Source organism: Candidatus Pelagibacter sp. Uisw_127, assembly GCF_047722515.1.
Classification (GTDB): domain Bacteria; phylum Pseudomonadota; class Alphaproteobacteria; order Pelagibacterales; family Pelagibacteraceae; genus Pelagibacter.
Genome location: NZ_CP159815.1, coordinates 1,076,574 through 1,103,486 on the forward strand (window position 1 = coordinate 1,076,574; position 26,913 = coordinate 1,103,486).

Annotated in this window: 27 protein-coding genes; 10 read left to right on the top strand and 17 right to left on the bottom strand. The window is 29.3% G+C overall.

The window, feature by feature from the left end; translation table 11 throughout:
• Positions 1–4: 4 nt before the first annotated feature.
• From ABXT65_RS05900 to ABXT65_RS05920, 5 genes are read right to left on the bottom strand one after another with little or no spacing between them, the layout of a single operon-like run.
• The gene (locus tag ABXT65_RS05900) at positions 5–451 is read right to left on the bottom strand and encodes a DUF3035 domain-containing protein (RefSeq protein WP_415323016.1); all 447 of its coding nucleotides are present in this window, start codon (positions 449–451) and stop codon (positions 5–7) included.
• Positions 444–938 (bottom strand): signal peptidase II, encoded by a 495-nt coding sequence (lspA, locus tag ABXT65_RS05905; RefSeq protein ID WP_415323018.1) that lies wholly within the window; start codon positions 936–938, stop codon positions 444–446. Before lspA ends, ABXT65_RS05900 begins: the two co-directional genes overlap by 8 nt.
• An 11-nt stretch (positions 939–949) precedes the next feature.
• Positions 950–3,667: an isoleucine--tRNA ligase gene (gene ileS, locus ABXT65_RS05910; protein WP_415323020.1), complete on the bottom strand. Its 2,718-nt coding sequence runs from the start codon at positions 3,665–3,667 to the stop codon at positions 950–952.
• 1 nt (position 3,668) lies between these two features.
• The gene (locus ABXT65_RS05915) at positions 3,669–4,586 is read right to left on the bottom strand and encodes a bifunctional riboflavin kinase/FAD synthetase (protein ID WP_415323022.1); all 918 of its coding nucleotides are present in this window, start codon (positions 4,584–4,586) and stop codon (positions 3,669–3,671) included.
• Between the two features lie 2 nt (positions 4,587–4,588).
• On the bottom strand, positions 4,589–5,407 hold the full coding sequence (locus tag ABXT65_RS05920; protein ID WP_415323024.1) for a TIGR01459 family HAD-type hydrolase: 819 nt from the start codon (positions 5,405–5,407) through the stop codon (positions 4,589–4,591).
• A gap of 123 nt (positions 5,408–5,530) precedes the next feature.
• Here ABXT65_RS05920 and groES point away from each other — a divergent pair, with 123 nt between their 5' ends.
• From groES to ABXT65_RS05940, 4 genes are all read left to right on the top strand, one after another.
• The gene (groES, locus tag ABXT65_RS05925; protein WP_271477562.1) at positions 5,531–5,821 is read left to right on the top strand and encodes a co-chaperone GroES; all 291 of its coding nucleotides are present in this window, start codon (positions 5,531–5,533) and stop codon (positions 5,819–5,821) included.
• Positions 5,822–5,844: 23 nt separating this feature from the next.
• Entirely contained in the window at positions 5,845–7,509 is a 1,665-nt protein-coding gene (groL, locus tag ABXT65_RS05930) for a chaperonin GroEL (protein WP_415323026.1), read from the top strand.
• A 195-nt stretch (positions 7,510–7,704) separates the two neighbouring features.
• Positions 7,705–8,124, top strand: coding sequence for a hypothetical protein (locus ABXT65_RS05935; RefSeq protein WP_415323028.1), 420 nt, complete (start codon positions 7,705–7,707; stop codon positions 8,122–8,124).
• A gap of 11 nt (positions 8,125–8,135) precedes the next feature.
• Complete coding sequence (locus tag ABXT65_RS05940) at positions 8,136–8,651, top strand: DUF4184 family protein (RefSeq protein ID WP_415323030.1); 516 nt, start codon at positions 8,136–8,138, stop codon at positions 8,649–8,651.
• 49 nt (positions 8,652–8,700) lie between these two features.
• Here the strand turns inward: ABXT65_RS05940 and ABXT65_RS05945 are convergent, their stop codons facing one another.
• Together ABXT65_RS05945 and ABXT65_RS05950 are read right to left on the bottom strand one after the other, a co-directional pair.
• The gene (locus ABXT65_RS05945; RefSeq protein WP_415323032.1) at positions 8,701–9,057 is read right to left on the bottom strand and encodes a hypothetical protein; all 357 of its coding nucleotides are present in this window, start codon (positions 9,055–9,057) and stop codon (positions 8,701–8,703) included.
• Between the two features lie 363 nt (positions 9,058–9,420).
• Positions 9,421–10,443 carry an HNH endonuclease gene (locus ABXT65_RS05950; protein WP_415323034.1) on the bottom strand — a complete coding sequence of 341 codons (1,023 nt, stop codon included), beginning with the start codon at positions 10,441–10,443 and terminating at the stop codon, positions 9,421–9,423.
• Positions 10,444–10,852: 409 nt separating this feature from the next.
• On the opposite strand from ABXT65_RS05950, the gene ABXT65_RS05955 reads away from it, so the two are divergent.
• Positions 10,853–11,767, top strand: coding sequence for a hypothetical protein (locus ABXT65_RS05955; RefSeq protein WP_415323036.1), 915 nt, complete (start codon positions 10,853–10,855; stop codon positions 11,765–11,767).
• A 10-nt stretch (positions 11,768–11,777) separates the two neighbouring features.
• Here ABXT65_RS05955 and ABXT65_RS05960 read toward each other — a convergent pair whose 3' ends face one another.
• The 3 genes from ABXT65_RS05960 to ABXT65_RS05970 form a co-directional block, all read right to left on the bottom strand.
• Entirely contained in the window at positions 11,778–12,608 is an 831-nt protein-coding gene (locus tag ABXT65_RS05960) for a hypothetical protein (RefSeq protein ID WP_415323038.1), read from the bottom strand.
• Between the two features lie 43 nt (positions 12,609–12,651).
• Positions 12,652–12,897: a DUF1467 family protein gene (locus ABXT65_RS05965; protein ID WP_415278050.1), complete on the bottom strand. Its 246-nt coding sequence runs from the start codon at positions 12,895–12,897 to the stop codon at positions 12,652–12,654.
• 345 nt (positions 12,898–13,242) lie between these two features.
• Positions 13,243–15,084, bottom strand: coding sequence for a DEAD/DEAH box helicase (locus tag ABXT65_RS05970; RefSeq protein ID WP_415323040.1), 1,842 nt, complete (start codon positions 15,082–15,084; stop codon positions 13,243–13,245).
• Positions 15,085–15,280: 196 nt separating this feature from the next.
• On the opposite strand from ABXT65_RS05970, the gene typA reads away from it, so the two are divergent.
• Positions 15,281–17,107, top strand: coding sequence for a translational GTPase TypA (gene typA / locus ABXT65_RS05975; RefSeq protein ID WP_415323042.1), 1,827 nt, complete (start codon positions 15,281–15,283; stop codon positions 17,105–17,107).
• Here the strand turns inward: typA and ABXT65_RS05980 are convergent.
• On the bottom strand, positions 17,104–17,751 hold the full coding sequence (locus ABXT65_RS05980; RefSeq protein ID WP_415323044.1) for a YczE/YyaS/YitT family protein: 648 nt from the start codon (positions 17,749–17,751) through the stop codon (positions 17,104–17,106). The genes typA and ABXT65_RS05980 overlap by 4 nt on opposite strands.
• A gap of 112 nt (positions 17,752–17,863) precedes the next feature.
• On the opposite strand from ABXT65_RS05980, the gene ABXT65_RS05985 reads away from it, so the two are divergent.
• Positions 17,864–18,484, top strand: coding sequence for a DUF6134 family protein (locus ABXT65_RS05985; protein WP_415323046.1), 621 nt, complete (start codon positions 17,864–17,866; stop codon positions 18,482–18,484).
• 2 nt (positions 18,485–18,486) lie between these two features.
• On the opposite strand, the gene ABXT65_RS05990 is transcribed toward ABXT65_RS05985, so the two are convergent.
• The 3 genes from ABXT65_RS05990 to tldD are packed head-to-tail and all read right to left on the bottom strand — an operon-like array spanning position 18,487 to position 22,192.
• Entirely contained in the window at positions 18,487–19,458 is a 972-nt protein-coding gene (locus tag ABXT65_RS05990) for an NAD(P)/FAD-dependent oxidoreductase (RefSeq protein ID WP_415323048.1), read from the bottom strand.
• A complete protein-coding gene (locus ABXT65_RS05995; RefSeq protein WP_415323050.1) occupies positions 19,455–20,774 on the bottom strand; it encodes a TldD/PmbA family protein in 1,320 nt (439 codons plus the stop codon). Before ABXT65_RS05995 ends, ABXT65_RS05990 begins: the two co-directional genes overlap by 4 nt.
• Before the next feature lie 5 nt (positions 20,775–20,779).
• Positions 20,780–22,192 carry a metalloprotease TldD gene (tldD, locus tag ABXT65_RS06000; protein ID WP_415323052.1) on the bottom strand — a complete coding sequence of 471 codons (1,413 nt, stop codon included), beginning with the start codon at positions 22,190–22,192 and terminating at the stop codon, positions 20,780–20,782.
• Between the two features lie 110 nt (positions 22,193–22,302).
• Here tldD and ABXT65_RS06005 point away from each other — a divergent pair, with 110 nt between their 5' ends.
• The 3 genes from ABXT65_RS06005 to ABXT65_RS06015 are packed head-to-tail and all read left to right on the top strand — an operon-like array spanning position 22,303 to position 23,604.
• The gene (locus ABXT65_RS06005; RefSeq protein WP_415323054.1) at positions 22,303–22,665 is read left to right on the top strand and encodes a rhodanese-like domain-containing protein; all 363 of its coding nucleotides are present in this window, start codon (positions 22,303–22,305) and stop codon (positions 22,663–22,665) included.
• 3 nt (positions 22,666–22,668) lie between these two features.
• Positions 22,669–23,016, top strand: coding sequence for a thiol-disulfide oxidoreductase DCC family protein (locus ABXT65_RS06010; protein WP_006997738.1), 348 nt, complete (start codon positions 22,669–22,671; stop codon positions 23,014–23,016).
• Positions 23,017–23,061: 45 nt separating this feature from the next.
• Positions 23,062–23,604: a tetratricopeptide repeat protein gene (locus ABXT65_RS06015; RefSeq protein WP_415323055.1), complete on the top strand. Its 543-nt coding sequence runs from the start codon at positions 23,062–23,064 to the stop codon at positions 23,602–23,604.
• A 1-nt stretch (position 23,605) separates the two neighbouring features.
• Here ABXT65_RS06015 and ABXT65_RS06020 read toward each other — a convergent pair whose 3' ends face one another.
• The 3 genes from ABXT65_RS06020 to ABXT65_RS06030 are packed head-to-tail and all read right to left on the bottom strand — an operon-like array spanning position 23,606 to position 26,890.
• The gene (locus ABXT65_RS06020) at positions 23,606–24,784 is read right to left on the bottom strand and encodes a hypothetical protein (RefSeq protein ID WP_415323056.1); all 1,179 of its coding nucleotides are present in this window, start codon (positions 24,782–24,784) and stop codon (positions 23,606–23,608) included.
• 30 nt (positions 24,785–24,814) lie between these two features.
• Positions 24,815–26,005, bottom strand: coding sequence for a class I SAM-dependent methyltransferase (locus tag ABXT65_RS06025; protein ID WP_415323058.1), 1,191 nt, complete (start codon positions 26,003–26,005; stop codon positions 24,815–24,817).
• A complete protein-coding gene (locus tag ABXT65_RS06030; RefSeq protein WP_415323060.1) occupies positions 26,006–26,890 on the bottom strand; it encodes a dihydrodipicolinate synthase family protein in 885 nt (294 codons plus the stop codon).
• Positions 26,891–26,913: the final 23 nt, after the last annotated feature.

Below are 26,913 nucleotides of genomic sequence, written 5' to 3' on the forward strand. Positions count from 1 at the left end.
TATTCTAGTGTTCCATGTTGTTGAATTTGTTTTTTAATCTTCCAAAAAAACCTTCTTTTTTAGGCATTGTTATTTTTTCCTCTATAGTCTCTTCTAAGGTTTCATCTAAACTAACTTCTTTAATTTTTTTCCTATTAATTTTTTCAATGATGGATTCTTCAATTGAATTCTTTAAATTATTATTTTTTTTACTTGTATCCGTCGAAGAGCTTTGATTGATTATATCCTCGATACTTGAGGTGTCTTCTTTAGTTAAGGCTACATTGTTATCTGTTTCACTGGTAGGCACTGGCAATTCATCGAAATTAGGTGGTAATACTAAAGGAGATTTTTTTTCCACCAAAAACTCATCTGTACCTTTTTTCCCCTCACCTTTTAAACCTTTTTTGATTGAGTTACATGCACTTAACGTTATCAAGAGTAAAAGAATAGTAAATATAGTTTTATTCATTTGTAATTTTATTATTATAGAAAAGTTCTACTAAAATAAGGCAAAAAACTCCAACGGTAATAAATATGTCAGCTACATTAAAAACAAACCAATGAAACCCATGAAAATGAAGATCAATAAAATCTGGCACTGCTGTATAAACTACCCTATCATAAAGATTGCCTAGTGCTCCACCTGCTACTAAAGCTAAAAAATATCTTTGAATATTATCGTTTTTCCACATCATGAATAAAATAAAGATAATAATAAGACCAATAATGAGCGTAATTGTATTGTAAATCATACTTTCGTTCATAGAAAGTAAGCCAAAAGCTATTCCCTTATTCCAAATTAAAAATAAATTTAAATAAGATGTAACATATATGTCTACTGAGTTTTCCAATTCTGCTAATTTTAAAATATAAAACTTAGATATTCGATCAATTAAGAATATTATTAATAAGATTGTAAAATTTAAAAAAAAAGCTTTTAAACTAGTTTTATTCATTACTTTTGTTACTAACTTGGATGTCTTTCACATTTTTCATTATTAATTTTCCAACAAACTGGGCACTTATTGCCTTCAGCCTTAGTTGTTTTAACCATTACTTCTTCAGTACCTGATTGTTCTACCATAGCTGCAGAAGTAATACACAATTCTGAAAAATCAATATTATTTGAAATTTCATATAAATTTTTACTTAACTTTATAGTTAAATTTGCTTCTAGGCTTGATCCTATTTCCTTGCTGGCTCTTTTAGCTTCAATACTGATGTTGCAAATGTCTCTAATTTTTTTTAACTCTTTCCATTTTTTATTTAACTTTTCATTTTCGAACGATTTAGGGAATTCTATAAATTTTTCTAAATGAATACTTTTTTTATCTTTACTTATTAGTGTAAAAATTTCTTCTGTTGTGAATGAAAGTATAGGAGCAAACCATTTAATCAAAGATTCTAGAATTATATTTAATACAACAATACTACTTTTTCTTCTTTTTGAGTCCTTCGAATCACAATACAAAGCATCTTTTCTAATATCAAAATAAAATGCTGATAAGTCTACTGTACAAAAATTTAAAAGCTCTTTGTAAAGATTGTGAAAGTCATATGACTTAAAATAGTTTTTAAAATTTTCATTTAAATCATAAACCCTGTGAAGCATATATTGCTCTAACTCGGGTAATTGATTTAAATCTAGTTTTTCAAAATCAATTTTCTTAAAGTCATCATTTAGATTTCCAAGTAAATATCTAAATGTGTTTCTAATCTTTCTATAAGAATCTGCATGCTGCTCTAAAATAGAATAATCAATTCTTAAGTCTTCCTCATAATTTGATGAGGCAACCCATATTCTTAAAATATCAGCACCATATTTTTTTAAAATATCTTCTGGTGCTATGACATTTCCCACAGATTTAGACATTTTAAGACCCTTACCATCCACGACAAACCCATGTGATAATATCGATTCATAGGGAGCTCTACCTCTGGTTCCGCATGACTCCAGTAATGATGAATGAAACCAACCTCTATGTTGGTCAGATCCTTCTAGATACATTGATGCGGGCCATTGGAGATCTTCTCTTTTTTCTAAAACAAATGCATGCGTACAACCACTATCAAACCACACCTCAACAATGTCACTTATTTTATCGTAATCTTCTGCTTTATACCTATCTCCTAAAAATCTTTGTGGGTCATCAGAGAACCAGCAATCAGAACCTTCTTTTTCATAAATTTTTGCGATATTTTCATTTACCTCTTCATCAGCTAAGATTTCTTTTGTGGTTTTATGAACAAATATAGGCAAAGGAACTCCCCAAACTCTTTGTCTTGAGACACACCAGTCAGGTCTTGTCTCAATCATAGCCTTTATTCTTTCTCTACCTTTATCAGGGTAAAATGTGGTGTCATCTAATGCTTTTAGTGCTTTTTTTCTTAAACCGTGACTTTCCATAGAAATGAACCATTGTGGGGTTGCTCTATGAACAAGTGGAGCTTTTGACCTCCAGGAATGTGGGTAAGAATGGATTAATTCTCCACTAGATAATAATTTTTTTTGTGCTTTTAATTTTTCTATAACAATTGGGTTTGCTTTAAAAATATGAGTTCCTTCAAACAAAGGAAGGTTTTTAGTATATTTTCCGTCACCATCAACTGTCTCTATTGCTTTAATGCCATGCTTTAAACAAAGATTGAAATCATCAGGACCATGACTGGGAGCACAGTGAACAATGCCCGTTCCTTGTTCGGTTGTAACAAATCTTGCTTCAAGCATTGGAATTTCGTAATCATAACCAAGATCTAAAAATGGATGACTACAAACTGTATCTTTAAAATCTTTTCCTTTAAATTTTTTAATTTCTTTATAGTTTTTAATGTTGCAGTCTTTAATAACAGATTCTAATAACGCCTCTGCAATTACTATTCTTTTATCTTTAAAATCTCCATCATCATTTAATTGAATTACTAAATAATCTAAAGCTTCATTGTAAGCTAAAGCTTTGTTTGCTGGTATTGTCCAGGGCGTAGTTGTCCATATCACAACCTCCGTACCCTCTAGTTCTTTTAAATTTGTTTTTTTTACCGGGAAGGCAGTATAGATCGTATCTGATTTATGATCTTGATATTCAACCTCTGCATCTGCTAGAGCAGTTTTTTCAACTGTAGACCAAAGAACAGGTTTAAATCCTCTATAAAGACTTCCTTCTTTTAAAAACTTACCTAACTCTCTTACAATTTGTGCTTCTGCATCAAAGCTCATTGTAGCATAGTGATTATCCCAATCACCTACAACACCTAGTCTTTTAAATTGAGCTTTATGAACTTCAATCCATTTTTGAGCAAAATCTCTACACTCTTTTCTAAATTCTGTGATCGGAACCTCATTCTTATTTTTTTTATTTTTTTTATATTGTTCTTCAATTTTCCATTCAATAGGTAATCCATGGCAATCCCACCCCGGAACATAGACCGAGTCTTTCCCATTCATTTGATGAAATTTAACAATTATATCTTTTAGAATTTTATTTAACGCTGTACCCATATGAATATTTCCATTTGCATATGGAGGGCCATCATGAAGTATAAATTTTTCTTTACCTTTGTTAGATTTTCTTAACTCTTTATAAAGGTCAATTTTATTCCAGTAGTCTAAAATTTCAGGTTCTTTATTCTGTAAATTAGCTTTCATGGAGAAAGCTGTTTTAGGTAAATTTATATTTTCTTTGCTCATTTTAACTTCTTTTAGCAACTTTTAGATCACTTTGAATTTGTTTTCTTAATTGATTAACGTTTTTGAATTTTTTTTCTTTTCTGATAAATTTTGTGAATTCAATTGATAAATACTTATTGTAAAGATTTCCAGAAAAATTAAAAATATGCACCTCTAATAAGATTTTTTTTTGATTAAAAGTTGGCCTGTAACCTAGGTTTGCAATCGCTTTCAAGGATTTATTGGAGTTTTTTTGCTTTACATTGACCACATACACCCCTGGCATAGCAATAACATAATCTTTAATATCTATATTGCAGGTAGGAAAACCAATCTTTTTTCCTTGTTGCCTGCCCTTTTGAACCATTCCTTCGATTGACCAATTTCTGTTTAACAATTTATTGGTATTTTTTAAATCCCCCTTTTCCAAAAGAGACCTGATGTATGTAGAGGAAATAACTTTTTGACTCAATATTAGCGGTTTAGGTTTTACTATTTTATAATCGTAAATTTTTTCATTTTTAATTAATTGATTAACATCTCCCTCTCTTTTATTACCAAATTTAAAGTTATTACTAACAAATATATATTTTGCCTTCAATTTTTCATATAAAATTTTTTTAATAAAAAAGTCAGATTTAATCTTAGAAAATTTTTTATCAAACTTTTGAGTAATTACAAAATCAACTCCTAGGTCTTTTAGAATTATATTTTTTTGATTAATATTTAAAATTCTGAAGTTTTTTATATCCTTATTAAAAAACATCTTAGGCATTGGTTCAAATGTTAAAACACCAATATTAAGATTAAATTTTTTCTTATAGCTGTTCGCTAATTTAAACAATTTTTGATGACCTACATGAACACCATCAAAATTTCCAATTAAAATTATTGATCCTTTGTGATTTTTAGAAATATCAAAATTTTTATATAACTTCATTTTTACCATTTAAGTTCAGTTTGAATAAAATTTACAACAACTTCATATTTTTTTGAAACCATGTCTATTCCTTCTTTTTTAATTTCATTTTTATGAATGCCATTTGATATTATTAATGAATCATAATTTAAAAGATTCGCTCCCTTTATGTCTGTATTTAAATTGTCACCAATCGACAAAACTTTTTTTTTTTTATTGTCAATTGACTGATTATAAACTTCGGGAAATGGTTTTCCAAAATATACAACTTTCCCTCCCATTTTTTCAAAAACTAATGCTACTGATCCTGCACACAATTCTCTTTTATCACCTCTATCAACAATTAAATCTGGATTGGTGCATATCATTTTCTTGTTAATATGTTCTTTAAATAATTCTTTATAATAATTTAAATCCTCACCTTGTTCTTCAAATAAACCTGTGCACAATAAGTAAGAGCTTTCTTTAATATCTGCTGTCTTGTTTTTTTTAAAATCTAAAAATAAATCAAAATCCCTAGCAGGTCCTAAATGATAAAATTTATCATCTAATAAGTTTTTTTTTAAATAATTCAGTGCTGCTTCTCCAGATGAATATACTTTTTCTATAATCTCTTTATTCATTCCCATTTTTTCTAAAAATGATTTTACGGTTCTATTGGGTCGTGGGGCATTAGTTAAGAGAACGTATTGTTTTTTTGCTTTAGTAATTTCTTCTAAGGCCTCAATTGCATTTGTATGAAGGTTTATTCCGTTGTGAACAACACCCCATAAGTCGATATAAAAAATATCATAATTCTCAGCAATTGACTTTAATCCGTTATTATCTAAATTTTCACTCATTATGGGAGGTATAACTTATAAAAAACACAATTTCTCTCGTTTTTTGACCCACATATTTTTTTTACTTAACCTTGAAATAGTGAGCCTAATAGCTATATGAGACGCATATTAAAAGGAGAATTTATGAAATTTAAACCGTTACACGATAGAGTTTTAATACAAGTTTTAGACAGTAGTGAAAAAACTGCTGGAGGAATAATTATCCCTGATACAGCACAAGAAAAACCTCAAGAAGGTAAAGTTATCGCTGTTGGTGGTGGTGCAAAAACTGAAGATGGAAAGTTAATTCCAATGGATGTTAAAGTTGGAGACAAGGTTCTTTTTGGCAAATGGTCAGGAACTGAAATCAAAATCGATGGCAAAGAATACAGCATAATGAAAGAGTCTGACATTATGGGTATTTCAGGAAAATAATTTAATTAAAAGGAGAAAACAAAATGGCAAAAGTTATAAAATTTGACTCTGAAGCAAGAGCTGCAATGATAAGAGGTGTTGATATCCTTGCAAACACAGTAAAAGTTACACTCGGACCAAAAGGTAGGAATGTAGTTATTGATAAATCTTATGGTGCACCAAGAATTACTAAAGATGGTGTTTCAGTTGCTAAAGAAATTGATTTAGAAGATAAATTTGAAAACATGGGTGCTCAAATGGTTAAGGAAGTTGCTAGCAAAACAAACGAGGAAGCTGGTGATGGAACAACTACAGCAACTATCTTAGCGCAAGCAATTGTTAAAGAAGGTGTAAAATATGTAACTGCAGGCATGAACCCTATGGACGTTAAAAGAGGGATTGATGCAGCAGTAGAACATGTTAAAGGCAGTCTGATTGCTTCAGCTAAAAAAGTAAAAGATAGTGATGAGATTGCTCAGGTTGGTACTATTTCATCTAATGGTGATAAAGAAATTGGCAACATGATTGCAAAAGCGATGCAAAAAGTTGGTAATGAAGGTGTTATCACTGTTGAGGAAGCTAAAGGAATAGAAACTGAGTTAGATGTTGTTGAGGGTATGCAGTTTGATAGAGGATATTTATCACCATACTTTATTACTAATGCTGATAAAATGACTACTGAGTTAGAAAATCCTTTTATCCTACTGCATGAAAAAAAATTAACTAACTTACAGCCAATGGTTCCACTTTTAGAAGCTGTTGTACAAGCTGGAAGACCTCTAATGATTATTTCAGAAGATGTTGAGGGCGAAGCTCTGGCAACTCTTGTAGTAAACAAACTTAGAGGTGGTTTAAAAGTTGTTGCTGTTAAAGCTCCAGGTTTTGGTGATAGAAGAAAATCAATGCTTGATGATATTGCAATCTTAACAGGTGGTCAGGTTATTTCTGAAGACATCGGTGTTAAGCTTGAAAATGTTAAACTTACTGACCTTGGTTCTTGTAAAAGAGTAAAAGTTGATAAAGATAACAGTACTATCATTAGTGGTAGTGGTAAAAAATCTGAGATTGAAGCTAGATGTGCTCAAATTAAACAACAAGTTGGTGAAACAACTTCTGATTATGACAGAGAAAAACTTCAAGAAAGACTAGCAAAACTTGCTGGTGGAGTTGCTATAATCAAAGTTGGTGGTGCAACTGAAGTAGAAGTTAAAGAAAGAAAAGATAGAGTTGAAGATGCTCTTAACGCAACTAGAGCTGCTGTTGAAGAAGGAATAGTAGTTGGTGGTGGTTGTGCTCTTTTATATGCTTCACAAAGTTTAGGCTCACTTAAAGTTAAAGGAGACGATCAAAAAGCTGGTGTTACATTGGTGGCTAAAGCTTTACAGGCTCCCATTAGACAAATAACTTTAAATGCTGGAGTTGACGGTTCAGTTGTAGTTGGAAAATTACTTGAACAAAGCAAAAAGAACATAGGTTTTGATGCTCAGAATGAAGAGTATGTTGATATGTTTGCAAAAGGTATCATAGATCCTGTTAAAGTTGTGAGAACAGCTTTACAAGATGCTGCTTCAATTGCTGGATTACTTGTAACTACTGAAGCCATGATTGCTGACAAACCAGATGATAAAGATGCTGGTGCTGGTGGAATGCCTGGTGGAATGCCTGGTGGAATGGGCGGCATGGGTGGCATGGGTGGCATGGGCATGTAATCCCGTCTATTTAGACCTAAAAATTATAAAACCCCCGTTGTTAAACACTTCGGGGGTTTTTTTTTATCTATTCGTTACAATGTCCTTACAATGTCCATACAATGTTGTTTGCTTCCGCAAATTCCCATTCCATTACTCATCATTAATTGTTAGCAGACATCTAGACATTCCTATTTATTAATATTAGATTTTCTTATGAGTTTTTTTACTAACAAAAAACCTAGTGTAGGATTATATATTTTGGTTTGGTTGCTTGCCTTTATCTCATCAAATGTTGTTGTTACTTTGCTAGATAATTTTTTATCAGATGCCATTATTAAAAGTATAGATGACTTTAATAATTATGTATTCATAGCATTGCCTTTAGAAGTGGTATTTGGTGTTACGGTAGTTGTCTTTATTTATAAAAAATTTCCTAATTTAAAAATGTCAAAAGTTATGCCTTGGATATATTTTTTTAGTGCTGCCAATATTGCTAGAACATTAGTGGACACTATTGAGATTCTTGAACCTCTGAACGTGGACTTAACTATATTTACTTTAGGTATGATATTATCCTTCTTTGGATATGTTCTGGGGATAAGATACTTTTTTGTAAGAAGCAAACAATGGTGATAAATTAATACATGCCATTTACACCATTTCATATAGTTGCCGGAACATCAGTCAAATCAGTTTTTCCAAAATATTTTAGTTGGTCTACATTTGCTTTGACTAATATTTTAATTGATTGTGAGGCACTCTATTACTATTTTACTACTGGAGTACTTTCACATAAATTTTTTCATACAATTATTGGAGTATCAATTGTTGCTATTATCTGTGCAACTTTAGGAAAACCAATTTGTGAATTGGGTTTAAGAATCTGGAATAAAAATTTTAAAATGGAAAAAATTAAGTGGTTAAAAACTGATATAAAAATAAATAAAATTTCATCATGGTCTGGTGCTTTAATTGGTGCTTATTCGCAATTGATATTTGATAGTATTATGCATAGAGATATGACACCTTTCTTTCCCTTTACTAATCATAATGGTTTTTTAAGAGTAGTCTCTGTGGAAAATCTTCACAATATATGCCTTGGTCTGTTTGCAATTGGTATATTTGTTTATCTTTTAAGAAAATTTTTTCTAAATAAATAAGTGCATATTTCTTCGTGCAATATAGTTTGCTTTGTTTTTTGATGCTAAATCAGATGTACGAAGATGTACCAAATGACTTTAATTTCTCTGTGGAAAATTCCTTATCAAACCTAAGGGCGTTACACTCGAAGTAATTTGTCCATATATTTCTACAGTATTTATTCATTTCTAATAAAGTGTCATTTTCAATAGGGTTAAAATTATCTCCATCTTTTTTTTGTAATTGAATTTGTTTAGTTTTTTCTTCTACAACTGAAACAATATTCAATATATCTAAATCGATCTCACGTTTAAATAGATATTGCTCTTCCCTAATATGAGAAACAAAGTTTAGATTTTGAATTACACAACCATTCATCTCATGGTTTATTTTCTTATTAATCTTGCCTCTTAACCATTTAAACATTAACTGAACCTCAAAACCTTTTTTACAACCTAACCCTAGCAAAAAGCACAAAGTTTAACCATTATTCTTTTAAATTATTAAGTGCGTATTTCTTTGTACAATGTTGTTTGCTTCTGACTTAAGGACGATTAGGTGGTCTTTAACAATGTCTTTACAATGTTCTTTTTTAAAAAGTGATGTGCTTATTGATTAATAAGTCTATGGAATGTGAATGTAATTCCCGTCTATCTAGACTTAAAAATTATAAAACCCCCGTTGTTAAACACTTCGGGGGTTTTTTTATGTCTGCACTATAAATAAACGTTGGATGAACAAATAGATGAACTTTAGATGAACAATTAGATTAATCTTATGAGATAATTATTAAAAACTAGATATTCCTTTTGGTTCTGGTTCCCAGGTGTGTATGAGTTTATCTTTTGCTTCATTAAAACACTTTTGTAAAAATGACCTTCTTTGTTCTGTTGTATTTCCTGTTTGAGCAATAATTGTTTCTCTCAAAGGATGGTGACTAGAACAAAAATATTCATTCCTTTTATTTAATCTTTCAAGTAATTTTATTGATGGCAACTTAGCAAACTTTCCATCTTCTCCTCTATTACAACTTTTACAAGATAGAACTAAATTATAAATACCATCTATATAACCAGGAAATTCTTTATCCTTTAATACATTGGGAAAAAAATGATCAACATCTGATAAAAAATCAGATTTTTTGATTATAGAAATGTAATCAAAACAGAAAAAGCATTTACTTTTTTGATAACCATTTAAAGCATTTTTTGAGGAAGTCACATCTATACGACCATTAGACGTATCAATAAAAAATATTTCTTTTTTTTCATCGTATTTGACCTGAAGTAATTTAACTGAAATTCCAAGTTTCCAGGCAGTTTCAACTAATCTCCAACGAGACTCTACTTCACTAAGAAAATTTTCACTTTCTTGTAATTGAAGCAATTTGTAGAAATTATTTGTAAGGCGTATGCCTCCATTTTCTTTTCTTTCATCTATATAAAATAACTCTGGAATAGGTTTTCCATTAACTTCATGAAAAGCGTCTATAACATTATTAAATCCCAACTTTTTTGTTATTTCATTTTTTTTTCCCACATCTATTTCACCATTATTAAATTTTCTCAAAGTATTAAGAAGTTCACTATTTGGTGAAGTAATTTGCTTATCATTTAGTTTTAAATGATCGCATAAATGATTGCTAAATGGATCTGCCAGATCTTCTAATTTTATCAAATCATTTGGTTTTTTATTTAAATCTATAAGTGCCTTTGCCAAAGCAAACTTATATGAAGCAACGTTTCGTCCATAAAGAATTATTGATCTCCAATAACTTTGTAAAGATGGGTCGTTTTCAAAAAAAGTTGTCATTTTTCAATTTAACTTTAGTTTTAAATGAAGTCATCTTTTGAATTGCTTTGGGATTGGAGTAGAAAAAAGATGAACATAGATGAACAATTTTAAGAAAAGATAAGTAAATTAAGACTTATTGAACTAGTGAATGAGAATGTAATCCCGTCTATTTAGACCTAAAAATTATAAAACCCCCGTTGTTAAACACTTCGGGGGTTTTTTTTTATCTGGTGAGTGCAATGTAGTTGCAATGTAGTCTTATAAAAAGTGATGTGCTTATTGATTAATAAATCTATGGAATGAGAATGTAAGTACCAAAACACTCTTAACAAATTTAAAAACCCCAACGGTAGCAATACTTTTTTGGTTTTTTTGTATCTGCTATTAACATTGAGATCAAATTATAAAAATGCTATTTATTATGAGTATGAAAAACCCTAACAAAGCTGAAATTGAAAATTTTCGTCAAAATTTTAAGGATACAGGAGTAGTACATTTAAAATCTTTTTTCTCTAATGAGGAATTAGAAGAAATAATAGAAAATTCTAAAGATATCATAAATAAAGCAAAAACTGGGAAATGGAGATTCATAAAAGTTTATAATTCTTACCCTATCTTTAAAAATAAAATAAATATTTTTGGAATATCACTGCCATTAAATAAATCTCTAAATGAAAAAATATATGACAATTTCCAAAAAATAAATTTTAAGGATTGTATTTTAGATATTTTAAAGTGGAAAAATTTTAAAACAACTTTAGTCAGATTGCATAGTAGCTCTCCTTTTTATAACTATCAAGGTGTCTGGCATAGAGATGATGAGTGCTATCCAACTCCCAATAAAATTCGATTAATAGTCTATTTAAAAGATGAAGAGGGTTTTAGAATTATTCCAAAAAATAAAAATGATGAACTTAAAAAATTTGGAGTTTCAATAGATAAACAAATTAATTCAATAAATGGTTTGGATGAGTTCCCAAAAAATTTATACATTAAAATTAAAGCCTCAAAAGGAGATATTGTAATTTTCGAGTCTGGTTTAGCACATCAAGGGTTTGTAAAAAAAGAGCGCATTCATTGGCATTTTGGATTTGAAAAATTTGATACTACTAATAATATTTCAATGGATGATAATTATAATTTTGTTGAAAAACTTAAAAGCAAATATGATTGCAGTAAAGAGGTCCCAACAAGGTACAGTTTTAAACCCTCCTTTTATGAAAAAATTAGTAGAATTAAGTCATTTATATTTTATTTTTTCCCAAGACTTAGGTCAATAAAAAGTAATGTATTAAAAAATGGAAACAAAAAAAGTATTTTTCACTCAACAATTTGGCAATAGCAATTAATTACTATTTATAATTTACTCTAGGATTATATTTTTCTTGTAATTCAATAATTTTTTTCATGTCAGAAAATTTCAATGGATTAATAGTATTAATTTTATTCTTAATATCTATCAATCTACTTAAGTTTTTTGTACCAAATATTCCAAACTCAACTTTATTTATGCTCTTTAAAAAAGCTATATTTAAAGAGATATAATTTTTAAGATTATTTGCTTTAGCAATTTTATTTAATTCAAGCTTAAACTTATTATCTAAAGTATTAATTATTTTTTCAGTATTTCCAGCTGATAGTGGGCTAATACATATAATTTTTTTTTTTGAATTCATTATATTATACAAAAAATTACTGGACACACCCCTCTGTAAAATATTTAATTTAAAAATATAACCATTAAAAAAATCATCATTTATTAAATTATTAAGATTGTCAGAAAATGGAATAAAAGATTCTAAAAAAAAATTTTTCACTAGTCCTTTTTTTTTAAGTTTAATTAAAATTTTTTTTAAAAGAAGCATATTCAAACTGTTAGCACTGGGATTGTTACAAATTTGAATAGTATCTATAAACTCAATTTTGAACTTATTCAAAATTAAATTTATTTGTTTTGGTATATTTATAATTTTTTTTATTGGATTTTTATTAATTTCAATTTTAAATATTACTTTTGTTACTCGTATTTTACATGAATTAGCTCTATTAAAATACTGTTCAACATTTGGGTAATTTAAAGCTGAGTGAATATAATGATTATTTTGAACAGCATAATTAAATATTTTCCAATAATCTTCATTGAAACATTCTTGTAAACTACCTGTGCCAATACTTACTTTCATAGTGTCATCTTTTTAACTTCAGTTTTGTTTAATAGATAATTTTTTAACTGATTATATTTGTTAAATCTAGATATTCATATTTCATCAATAAGCAAATTATTGTGAAAATAATAGTCGTAATACCAATAGAATAAAAAGTCTTTTTAAGAATTTTAGGATTTTCAGGTGCTCCAACCTCATTTGCTGGGATTAAAAATTTTCTTTTTCGATTAACATCTATTGGTAATATAGAAAAAAATACCACTAACTGAATAATTAGATACATTGTCACTAGTCCAATTGTGCTCAATTTACCCTCCTATATCTTTCTGATAAATGCTATATAATTTTAACTAAAGTTAAAAGATAATAAGTTGTTAATTTACAATTATATTCTTAGCAGGGTTATACTTATAAATAATCACTTATTAATCATTTTTGATAATACTATCTAAGTGCAACCTTAGGTTTGTATCCTATGAGAATTTAAAACTCTAGAAATGAAAGTTTTGTGTTTTTTTATTAAGCCGTTATAAGATTGAGATATGTCAAAAAGATACAGTGGAAAATCATTTAAAGATTCGAGTACTGCTAAAAAACCTAAATTAAGCCTGAAAGAAAAAAGAAAAAATAAAAAAGAGAAATCTAAAAAGTCTTAGACTTTAGCTCTTTTTTGACTGTGTTTTTTGAAGGTAAAATTTTTAGGTCTATCACTTCTACTTTTAAACTTCTTCTTTCCATCAAAACTAGAACTTTTTTTATCCGCACCTGCTGAAGAACTTTCAGATGTTTTTTTCCCAAAATACTTTGGGTTATTTGTAAAACCAGTTGGCTTAGAATCATCTTTTTTTATAAAACTAGATTTTCCTTTGTAACCAAAACTTTTTTTCTCTCCGTCTCTTGATGAAGAACTTGATCTGCCATAGCTAGATGGTTTTGATTTATCACCAAAACTAGATTTTCCTTTGTAACCAAAACTTTTTTTCTCTCCGTCTCTTGATGAAGAACTTGATCTGCCATAGCTAGATGGTTTTGATTTATCACCAAAACTAGATTTTCCTTTGTAACCAAAACTTTTTTTCTCTCCGTCTCTTGATGAAGAACTTGATCTGCCATAGCTAGATGGTTTTGATTTATCACCAAAACTAGATTTTCCTTTGTAACCAAAACTTTTTTTCTCTCCGTCTCTTGATGAAGAACTTGATCTGCCATAGCTAGATGGTTTTGATTTATCACCAAAACTAGATTTTCCTTTGTAACCAAAACTTTTTTTCTCTCCGTCTCTTGATGAAGAACTTGATCTGCCATAGCTAGATTTTTTTTCATCTCTGAATTTTCTTTTTTTGTTATATGAAGATTTTCCTTTTTTGCCCCCTCTTGAATCTCCTCTTGCCCCACGAGGTGCAGGTTTAAAGTTTGGATCAATTAATTTGCTAATTTCGTTCCACATTGATCTATCATCAGGAGTTAAAAAAGTTAAAGCAGAACCTTCTGTTCCTGCTCTAGCAGTTCTTCCAATTCTGTGGACATAGTCTTCTGGAACTTGAGGCAAATCATAGTTGATTACATGTTGAATTAGAGGAATATCTAATCCTCTTGCAGCAACATCAGTTGCAATTAATATTCTCTTAAGACCTTTTCTGAATGAAGTGATTACACGATCTCTTTTACTTTGACGAAGATCTCCGTGAATAGCATCAACTGAATGACCTTCTTCTTTGAGACGCTTAACCATTTTATCAGCACCTCTTTTAGTTTTAACAAAAACTAATATCGATCCTTTTCTAGCTATAAATTGATCTACCAATTCATCATATTTATTTTCTTTAAAAACTTGAAGAGTTTCCTGTTTAATTTTAGCAATAGGAACAGATGTTGACCCTGTTGAAATTCTTTCAGGTTTATTTAAATATCGTTCTGAAATTCTAACAATGTTTTGAGGTAATGTTGCTGAAAATAATAAAGTTTGATGATCTTTTGGAACATACTTTAAAATCAGCTCTATTTGTGGAGTAAACCCCATATCCAACATTCTATCAGTTTCATCTAATACCAAATATTTAGTAGCCGATAAATTTAAACTTTTTCTTTTTAAGTGATCATTAATTCTTCCTGGTGTTCCAACAATTATTCTAGATCTGTTACCCAGTTGTCTAAGTTGTTTTTGCATTGCCTCTCCACCAATGAGTAAGGCAGTTTTAATATTAATTTTATCACTAATAATACTTTTAATTGCAGCCATTACTTGAGTTGCAAGCTCTCTAGTTGGGCACATAACTAACGCAAATGCATTTTTATCTAATATTAATTTATTAATTAGAGGAACGCTAAAAGCTAATGTTTTTCCAGTTCCTGTTTGAGCTGTTCCTAAAATGTCTTTTCCCTCTAAAGCAACTGGTATTGCCATAGCTTGAATTGGTGTTGGTTTCGTAAACTTCATTTTTTCCAATGAATTTTTTAGCGAATCTTCTATTTTTAGTAATTTAAAGTTTTCCATTTGGGTATTTAGATTTTTTAAAATTTAAGGAGATATGCTCTTAATCCTTTAATACGTCTAATTTATATAGCGATATCTATACGTTTTTTTAATAATCACAAGAAGCGAATTTTTTTATTAAAATGGCTTTAATAGGGAATTAATGGTTTTTTTTAAGTTTTCAAATGACTCAATTAATGTATAAGAGCCTCAAATTATGAACAACAATATTCGAAACATCACAATTATTGCCCATGTAGACCATGGTAAAACTACCATGATTGATACTCTTATGAAACAAAGTGGTTCATTTAGAGAAAATGAAGTTGTTGATGAAAGATTGATGGATTCTGGTGAGTTAGAAAAAGAAAGGGGAATTACTATTCTAGCTAAACCTGCTTCAATTAACTGGAAAGATTCAAGAATTAATATTATTGATACACCTGGTCACAGAGATTTTGCTGCAGAAGTTGAGCGTGTATTAAGTATGGCAGATGGAGCATTATTGCTTATCGATTCTGCTGAAGGTGTAATGCCTCAAACAAAATTTGTTTTAGCAAAAGCTCTTAAACAAGGATTAAAGCCAATCGTTATAATTAATAAATTAGATAAAGCAGATCAAAGAGCCAATGAGGTTTTAGATGAAACATTTGATTTATTTGTAAGTTTAGATGCAAACGAAGAGCAATTAGATTTCCCGGTTTTATACGCAAGTGGAAGATCTGGATGGGCAAGCAAAGAAGTTGATGGACCAAGAGAAAATCTACATCCATTATTAGATTTAATTTTAGAACATGTGAACCCTGCAGAGCTTGATAAAACAAAACCTTTCGCAATGCTATCCACTCTTTTGTATGCAGATAGTTTTTTAGGAAGAAGTTTGGTTGGAAAAATATCTCAAGGTACCGCAAAAGCTAATCAACCTATTAAAGCAATAAATCTTAAAGGTGAAAAAGTTGACGAAGGTAGATTAACTAAAATTTTTAGATACGAGGGAACAAAAAAAGTACCAATTGAAGTTGGTGAAGCTGGAGATATTGTTATAATTGCAGGTTTAGAAAAAGCTAACGTGGCTGATACTATTTGTGATCTAGAAGTAACTGAACCAATCCATGCAACGCCAATAGATCCTCCTACTATGTCTATTACTATAAGTGTTAACAGTTCTCCTCTAGCTGGAACAGAGGGTAAAAAATTAACAAGCACTCAAATTCGAGATAGGTTGGTTACTGAAGCGCAGAACAATGTTGGGATTTCTTTTTCTCAGAATAATAATGTAGATGCTTTTGTAATTAGTGGACGTGGTGAATTAATGCTTGAAATCTTATTAACACAAATGAGACGTGAAGGTTTTGAGATGACGGTAAGCCCTCCAAAAGTTTTGTATCAAAAAGATGAAAATGGGAACAGAATGGAACCCATCGAAGAAATTACAGTTGATTTAGATGAAGAATTTTCATCAAAAATTATTGATTCAATGAACAGAAGAAAAGGTAAATTACTTGATCTTAAAGATACTGGAAAAGATAAGAAAAGATTAATCTTTCACGCTCCAACTAGAGGCTTAATGGGTTACACAAGTAGATTTTTGACTTTAACAAAAGGTACTGGTGTAATTAATAGAATATTCCATGGTTATGGAAAATTTGAAGGTGAGATGGATGGCAGAAAAAATGGTGCTTTAATTTCAATGGCAAATGGAAAAGCTGTTGCATTTGCAATATTTAACTTACAGGCAAGAGGTGAAATGTTTGTAACTCATAATGATCCTGTTTATGAAGGAATGATTGTTGGATTGGCCCCAAAAGCTGGTGATATGATTATTAACGTTATGAAGGGTAAACAGTTAACTAACATGAGAACTCAAGGAACTGACGAAAACGTTGTGCTAACTCCAGTAAGACAAATGTCAATTGCAGAACAGCTAAGTATGTTAAATACTGATGAAGCATTAGAAATTACTCCTAAATCTCTTAGATTGAGAAAAGCAATTCTTAATCCTAATGATAGAAAAAAGAACGAAAAATCGTCAACTCCTCTTTAATTAAAAAACTTTCCAACAATAAATAAACTAAGAGCAACAGCTGGTCCAATTCCAAAAGCAAATAATAAAGTTCCAACTCCTACTGTACCACCCAAATACCAACCGATGGACATCACTGTAATTTCAAGAAAAGCTCTAACAATAGCAATCGGTAAATTTGTTTTTTTTTGTAAACCAACCATTAGCCCATCTCTTGGTCCAGCTCCTAAATTAGCCACTAGATAAATACCACCACCAAGCCCTACTGTGAGTACCGCTATAATGGCTAAAAGTATTTGAGAAATATATCCTGAAGGTGTTGGTACAAATTTTATGCAGACATCAATCATCAAACCAATAATTATTGCATTTAAGATTGTTCCAATTCCAGGTTTTTGTTTTAAAGGTAACCACAACAATAAAACACCAATGCTTATAAATATAGTTATTATTCCAGTAGAAAAATCAACATTCAATGCAATACCTTGTGCAAGAACAGACCAAGGTGAGGCTCCAGCAAAAGAGACGATTAGTAACCCCTCACCTAAACCAAATAGAGTTAATCCAAGACACAAAAAAAAGAAAGTTGAAATTTTTGGTTTAAGATTTAATGGTTTTTCAGAACTCCAATAAACTTTAGGAATATTTTTAATTTTCAAGAACATTTTTTAATAAATTACTTCTTTTAAAATTAAAGTCTATTATTGTTAACACTTTATGAAAAAATTTTTTATACTAATTTTCTTTTTAACATATTCACTTAGCTCTAATGCCCACATGACACATTATAATAAATTTAATAAAATTGAAATGGAGATTTTAAAAGATGGTGAAGTTATTGGCTATAATTACTATTTTTTTAAAAGGGATGGAGACAAGACAACAGTTACAAATCAAATTAAGTTTACGGTAAAGTTATTTGGAGCAACAATTTTTGAAATTGAAGGGTACGGAGAGGAAAAATATATTAAAGATAAATTGATTTCTTTTAATTCAAAAACACTTCAAAATGATAAAGAAAAATATGTAGATTTAGAATTTAATGAACAAACAGATAACTTTGATATTCAAGGTTCTTCCTACAGTGGTACGGCATCAACAAACAACGTAATTGGAAACTGGTGGAGCCACAAAATTTTACAAACTGATAGTCAAATTAGCCCAATATCAGGTAGTATCAAAGAACAGGTAGTAACGTTTATCGGTAAAGAAAAAATTGAACTTTATGGTAAAACTTATGAGATAGATCATTTTAAATTAACCTCAAAAGACATGTCTTTACCAAAAGATAAAAGACTTAATTTTGATATATGGTTTAATAAAAAAAATTCTTTAATTTTAAAAGTTACTTATTCTAGATTAGGAAATTGGGAATATAAGGTTAAAAAGTTTGAATAAAATTATTTATTTATTTTATTAAAAAGATCTTGAGCACTTATCCATCCCGATTCTAATCTAGGTCCAACAAACCAATCCGCACAAACTCCAAGGTTTAAAGAAGAATTCCAATAACTTTTAATTCTTAAAGGTTTTGAATTAGATGAATATTTCCAGCCATGATTTAATGTAAATAAGACTTTAGTTTTTTTGATACCTGTAAGCTTAAAAAACTGCTCAATCAAAGTTTTTGTGTTCAATTTATTATTGTCTCGATTTTTAATAATCTCTTTATTTGCCCATGAGTAAGTACTTTGCAGGGTCCAAAGATCGTTTTTGCTTTTAAAACGCATTTTACTATTTTCATTTCCAGCCCAGCCTAAAATTTTATCATTAAAAAAATAACTACTAACATTAAGTTTACTTTTTTTTGTAGTCATCATGACAGTTATATTCGCATCCATTTTAATTTTTTTATTGATAAATGAATGTTTAATATATTTTTTTGAAAGTTTTTTTAATTGAGGGAATGGACAGGTTAATATTAAAGATTTATAAAATTTTATTGATCCATCTGAAAAAGATATTTCCCAAACTTTTTTTCTATTAGCAATTTTAATAACCTCACTACTAAAATTACAGTTAATATTTTTTAATAAATATTTACTAATTGCATTATTTCCCTTTTTACCAATTATCTTAATATGGCTCTTATCCTCTTTTTTATTATCATTAAGAAAAATATGATTTCCAGTCCACTTTTTTAGAATTTTTTTATTAATTAAATCTTTTATAAAACTTTTAAATTGGATACTTTTTGGTGAAATATATTGAACACCATGGTCAAAACTTTCATTCTTATTAAGTTTTTTGTTAGATGATCTTCCTCCAACACCTCTTGCCTTATCATAAACATCTAATGAATATTTTTTACTAAGGGAGTTTGCAATTGTTGCACCAGAAATGCCAGAACCAATAATACAAAAGTCCTTCATTTACCTGCAACTACCATGCCTTCTATTAACATCGTAGGAGCATTTGTAGAATATTTAAACTCAAGATCGTCAGCTAAGGTAATATTTTTGAATATATCTTTAAAATTTCCAGCAATAGTTATTTCACTTACTGGATATTTAAACACTCCATTTTCAACCATAAACCCTGTAGCACCAACTGAATAATCTCCTGTAACTAAATTGCTTCCATGACCGATTGTCTCTGTAATGTATAAAGTTCTTTGATTTAATTTTAATAAATTTTTGTATGAAATAGAACCTTTTTCAAAATACAGATTACTTGTACCACCACTTCTGCCATTTGACTTAAGGTTTAGCTTTTTCCCATTGTAAGTATCTACCAGATAATGTTTTAAAATACCTTGATCTACCAATTTTAATTTATCAGTTTTCACTCCCTCAGAATCAAAATACCTTGACCCTAATCCTTTAACTATATTGGGGTTATCAAAAATATTTATTGAAGATGTAAATATTTCTTCATTAATTTTATCTTTTAAAAAAGACGTACCTCTTGCAATAGAGGAAGCGGATATTGCGCTCGCAAAAACACTCAACATTCCTTTTGAAATTCTTCTATCAAAAACAATACTAATTTTTTCACTTTCTATTTTTCTTGGATCTAATTTTTGTAATGTTTTTTTTGCTGCTATTGTACCAATTTGGCCAGGTTTCAACATATCATTAAGATGACAAGTACTGGTAAATTCATAATCTCTTTCCATTTTATTATTAGAATCTTTTGCTACGGCGACACATGATGCTGAAAAAGAAGAAGACTTATAACCATTTAAAAAACCATCACTGCTTGCTAATATAAAATTTGATTTTGACTCAGAGAAACCAGTTTCCGTATTAATAATTTCTTTTTTTTGAAATGCGGCTTCTTCTACTTCTTTTAAATATTCAATTTTTTCATCATTTTCTACATGGTCATCATCATATAAATTTAAATCATTAATTTTATTAGCTAGCAAATCTTTGTCTGGTAATGAATTATACTCATCTTCTGGTGTAATTTTTGTTGTCTCAATACATCTTTCCACTAACGTCTTGATATTTTCTTCTGTAAGATTTGAGGAAGAAATACTTGATTTTTTTTTACCAATATAGGTTGTAAGACTAATACCTAAGCTATCTGACCTATCAGATTCATCTAATTTTTTATTTCTAAAATTTACTGTTTCAGAAATAGAGTGCATTACAGCTGCGCTAGAATCTGTTGCTCCAAGTTTTTTTGCCAAATCTATGCAAAAAGAAGCTGTCTTTTTTAAATAATCTTGATCTTTAACCATATGATTTATAATTGAGTCCCACCGACAGTCATTTTATCAATTAAAATCGATGGTTGCGCCACACCTACTGGAACACCTTGCCCAGCTTTTCCACAAGTTCCAATACCTGGGTCAAGCATCATGTTATTTCCAACTAATGAAACCTCTTTTAAAATTGAAGGACCATCACCAATTAGCGTTGCCCCCTTAATAGGTGATCCAATTTTACCATTAATAATTTCATAAGCCTCTGTACAGTTAAATACAAATTTTCCTGAAGTAATATCAACTTGTCCGCCTCCAAAACTTACCGCAAATATTCCTTTATCAACTGATTTAATCATCTCTTCTTGAGAATATTTTCCATTTAACATCATGGTATTTCTCATTCTTGGGAGAACAACATGTTTATAACTTTCTCGTCTTCCACTACCTGTGGATCTTGTATTCATTAATCTCGCATTTAGTCGATCTTGCATAAAATTTTTTAATATGCCATTTTCTATTAAAACAGTTTTTTCAGTTGGTGTCCCCTCATCATCTATTGTTAAACTTCCTCTTCTATTATGAAGAGTTCCATCATCAACAATAGTAACACCTTCACTGGCAACTCTTTGACCCATTAAATTATGAAATGCAGAAGTTTTTTTTCTATTAAAGTCACCTTCAAGGCCATGTCCTATAGCTTCATGGATAAGTATTGCTGGCCAGCCCGATCCTAAAACAACTTTCATTTCTCCTGCTGGCGCAGGTTTACTTTCAAGGTTTACAGAAGCAATTCTAAATGCTTCATCACATACTTTTTTCCAATTATCATCTTTAAGGTATTCATCATAAGATTGTCTTCCACCAATTCCATAAACTCCTGTTTCTTTTTTTCCATTTTTCTCAAGCATGACTGAAACATTAAAACGAATTAAAGGCCTAACATCTGTTAAGACCTCGCCTCCAGATCTTATAATTTCTATAGATTTATGTTCACCTGAAAAACTAGCTGTAACTTGCTGTACCATTCCACCTTTAGCTCTCGTATAGTTATTAACTTCTTTTAAAAGATCCAATTTAGATTGTAGTGATTTTTCTTCTATCGGATTAACATCTTTATAAAATTTTTCATTAATTTTTGGAATTTCATGATTGTAGGTACCCTTTTGAGATTTCAATGTTGAGCTTAGATTGCTAGCGGATTGTTTTAATGATTTTTTTGAAATTTCATTTGAATGTGAATAAGCTACAACTTCACCAGTTACAGCTCTTAAGCCATATCCTAGATCAGAACTATAACTAGAACTCTTTATTTTATCATCATCAAGTACAATAGATTCACTTTTAGAATTTTCTAAGTAAAGCTCACCATCATCACAATTATTTAATGTTTCAGAAATAATACTTTCTGCATCTTTTCTTGATAAATCAGTTTTGGTAAAAAAATCACTCATAGATAACAAGTAATAGTTATAATTATTTTTTCAATTGTCGTATTTCGCACATATACAATCTATCGGATTCTATATAATTTTAGTAATAAATTAAAAAAAAGGACAATATAATGAAAAAATTTGATGAATTAATGAACCTTTCTAACGAGATACAAAATATTTCGGTTGCTGAAGCCAAAAAAAAACTAAATGACCCAAATGTTCAATTTATAGACGTAAGAGATAAAAATAGTTTTGAATCTGAAACTATTGGCAATGCTGTAAATTTAGAAAGAGGCTTATTAGAGTTTTATCTTGCTGATGGTAGTCCTTTAGAAAACGAAATGTTTAAGAAAAATCCTGATAAAGAATATATAGTTTTTTGTGGTCTTGGAGGACAAAGCACACTTGCAACTAAAACTATGCAAGAAATGGGAATAAAAAATGTAAAAAATATGACTGGTGGAATCACAGCTTGGAAAGAAAAAAAATAAATTGTGAAAGTTTATTTTAATAATTCATGTAAAATTTGCCGAGCCGAAATAAATTTGTACAAAAAACAAAATATTAAAGACATAGAGTGGGTAGATATTACAAATAATAAATCAGCAGAAATAGAAACTCAAAGAAATGCCAAGAACCTTCTACGTAGACTTCATATTAAAGATGGGGAGAAGGTAATTGGAGGAGCAGAAGCTTTTTTATTGGTATGGAAAAAAATTCCTAAGTATAAGTTTCTTTATAGTTTTTTTAAAACTCCTATAATTTTTACTTTATTTTCATTTTTTTATGAAATTATTGCTTTCTTTTTATTTTTAAAAAATAAAAAACAACTTTTAAAATAGGTTTTTAATGTTGAGAAGAGGTGCTGAATAAAATATATTTTAGTTATGAAAATTTTTATACTATTTTTATTTATATTTAGTTTTATTTCATCTGCTCAGTCTTCTCAAAAAAATATTTTAAATAATCTTTTTGATCAACTTCAAACTATTAACGATTCTAAAAGTGCTGCTTTATTGGAACAAAAAATTTGGTCTATTTGGAATGAACATCCCGATGATTTTAAATTAACTGAAAAATTAGAATTTGGAACAGAGCTGATGCAATATGGGGATTATAATTATGCATTAAAAATTTTCAGCAATGTATTAGAGAGTGATCCTAAATGGTCTGAGGCTTGGAATAAAAGAGCAACTGTATATTTTTTAATGAGCCAGTTTACAAATTCGTTAAATGATATTGATAAAGTTTTAGATATAGAGCCTAGACACTTTGGAGCTTTATCAGGACAAGCAAGAATTTTCATAAAACTCCAAGAATATGAAAAAGCAATTAAAAGTATTGAGAACGCATTAAAATTCTACCCCTCATTTAAAAGTCGTGAACTAATACCTGAAATTGAAAGATTGATTAAGGAAGACAGTATCTAATTTAATCTTTTTTAGCTCTTTTTCTTGAAATTAACTGTGTTAATGAGTCAACCATTAGATCTGATGCTTTAAATATTTCATTTGATTTGAATTCATGAGAAGAATTTTTTTCAGGGTTTGATTTATCTTCAATAATTATTCCTTCGTCAGGAGAATTATTTTTTATATAAATTAATAGCAACCACTCTTCATCTGGTGCTTCGTCCCATTTAATAAATATTTCACCAGTTTCAAATCTTTGGTCAATACATCTAAAAATAGACATATGTCTAGTGATGTGTCGCTTGTTAAGTTGAAAAACTAAACTGCTTGCACTTCTATAAAAACTTTCAAGAGAAAGCTCAATTTTCTGCCTTGCAATTTTATAATCTTTCTCTTTTTGAAGTAAAGTTTCCCTGTCTTCATCACCTTGAATTTTTACTCCTAGAGCCTCTACTCTTTCTCTAATTTTTTGATCTCGTATAATTCTATATTTATTTTTTAATTTTTCTATTCTTGCCTGAAGACCAGCATAATCATCTCTTTTTTCTTTTAATGAAATCTTTTCAAGTTTTTCTAATTCTTTAATCTCTCTTATTCTAAATTTTTCTATCTGTTTTTCTAACTGTAATTGTTTTAGGAATTGTTTTTGTCTTTCAGCATGTTCAGCTCTAAGTAAGGCCTGCTCCTTACGCAAAAATAACTTTATGTCTCTTGCTCTTTCTTTTTCAAGTTTAATTTCTTCCTTTAATGCTTTTTCTTTAAGTTTGGTCTGTTCCTCTTCTTGTTTTACTTTTTGTTTTTGAATTTGTAATTTTTCTTTTTCTTTTTTTTCAATTTCTTCAAGTTGTCTTCTTCTTTTTTCTTCAGCTTTTAATGTCTTATATTCCAAGATTATATTGGCAATACTGTCAAAAAAAGCTTGAATATATTTTTCTAAACTAAAATTGACTTTGATATTAAACTCTGGTTTTAAAGAATGCTGAAGTTCGATTATTGTTGATATTAAGCCTGCTTTTTTTTTAACCGGCTTTTTTTTAGCTGACTTTTTTTTAAACGGCTTTTTTTTAGTCGGTATTTTTTTAGCTGACTTTTTTTTAAACGGCTTTTTTTTAGCTGGTATTTTTTTAGCTGATTTTTTTTTAAACGACTTTTTTTTAGTCGGTATTTTTTTAGCTGACTTTTTTTTTATTTTTTTCATACTTTAAGGAAGTTATGATTTATCAATATATTAATGATAAATATAGTCTCTTGTAATAGGTGTGGATGTATAACTCTTTGTTAGTTGGAATTGATACACAACCTGATCACCCCATTTGAAAGCAATTTCGCATCCAGCAAGGTAAAATTCCCACATTCTAAAAAACCTTTCATCATACATTTTAATAATTTTTTCCTTATTTTTTATGCAGTTTTCCTTCCAATATCTCAATGTATATGAATAATGTAGTTTGAGGACTTCAATATCAGATACTACTAACCCTGCTTTTTCTATTGGTGTGGTTACTTCACTTAAGCTTGGTGTATACCCACCTGGAAAAATATACTTTGTTATCCACGGATGTGGGTCTCTAGGTGGATTAACAGAACCAATGGTATGAACTAAAGAAATACCATTATTGCTAAGTAGTTTTTCTACTTGCTTGAAAAATTTTTTATAAAATTTTCTGCCTACATGTTCGAACATTCCAACGCTAACAATCCTATCAAATTTTTCATCTAATTCTCGATAATCCATAAGCTTAAATGTAACTTGATTCTCTAAATTAAGTTCTTTGGCTTTTTTTAAACAATAATCTAATTGCTTTTGCGACAGGGTAATTCCTGTTACTTCACAGTTTACAGATCTAGCAATATCTATAGCTAATGATCCCCAACCACACCCTATATCAAGAACTTTTTGATTTGGTTGTATATTTAATTTTTTGATTATGTGTTGTATCTTGTTATTTTGAGCGTCTTCTAGAGTGTCATTCTCATTTTTAAAATATCCACAGGAATATTGTCTTTTTTTATCTAAAAATAAATCATATAGATCATCTGATAGATCATAATGGTGAGAAACATTCATTTTAGATTTTTTTATGAAATTAAAATTTGTAAGATATCTGTATGAGCCACTCAGTTTATTTATAATATGACTAAAAAAATTTATTTCTGCTCTTCCAATATTCATAAGCGCTAAATCTAAAAATTCAGTTAGTGTTCCATTTTCAATAACAATATCTCCATCAGAATAGCCTTCTCCAAAATATAGATCAGGGCGATATAGTAATTTATAGTGAAGTTTCTTGTTTAAAATCTTAAGTGTAATTGGAGTTTTTTTTTGGGGAGTGCCTATAATGTAATTTTTTGAATTAGCATCAACCAGTATAAAGCCATCATTTTTAAATATGTTATTTAAAAATCTTGCTAATTGCATTTAAGCCACCTTTAAGGGTCCTAGTTTGAAGTTAAGTTTATTAAGTTCTTCTATTAATAGAAGTTTATCTTTTTCATTCAAAATACTGACAGGGGGCAGAACATTTTTATAAATTTTATTTTCATTAGACATAAAAGAATGTAACCCTGAAATTAGATTAAACTTTTCAAAAGTATTTCTAACATCGCATAGCATTTCATTTTTTGTTTGTTCTTTTTGTTCAATAAAGTCATCATAAACCTGTCGTGATAATCCTGCTGTTACATTGCAAGTTGCTGTAATAATTCCAGTACACCCCAATTCCAAGCCTTTTAAGAGTTTTGACTCTGATCCCGGTAGAACAGAAAAATTATCAATCTTTAAATTTTCATATAAGTTGTAAGAGCTATCTTTCACTCCTACTATATTCTTTGGAAATTTCCTAACAAGCTCTTCAACACATTCGATACTAAACTTATAACCGCACAACTTTTCAAAGTTATATAAGACGATCCTACTATCTGGTACAGCATCAACTACTCTTGAATAAAACTCTATTACCTCACTATCACCATACTTATAATAAGCAGGTGGCATTATTAAAAAATCACTAAAATTTAAGGAGTTGGCAACCTTCATTAAATTTATAGTTTCGTTTAAAGAATTAAGTCCAGTTCCAATTAAGTATTTTTCTTTATATTTACTTTCCGATAATTTATTTAATAAACCAATTTTTTCACCGATGGATATAAGTTGTGCTTGTCCTGTGCTTCCAAAAATAGCAACACCATGACAACCCATATCTATTATTTTTTCAGCATGATTAACTGTCTTTTCGATGTTTAGACTTAAATCGCTATTAAATACTGACATTGATGCCGCATAAATGCCTTTAATTTTACTCATATGCTAAACTTATATAAAATAAA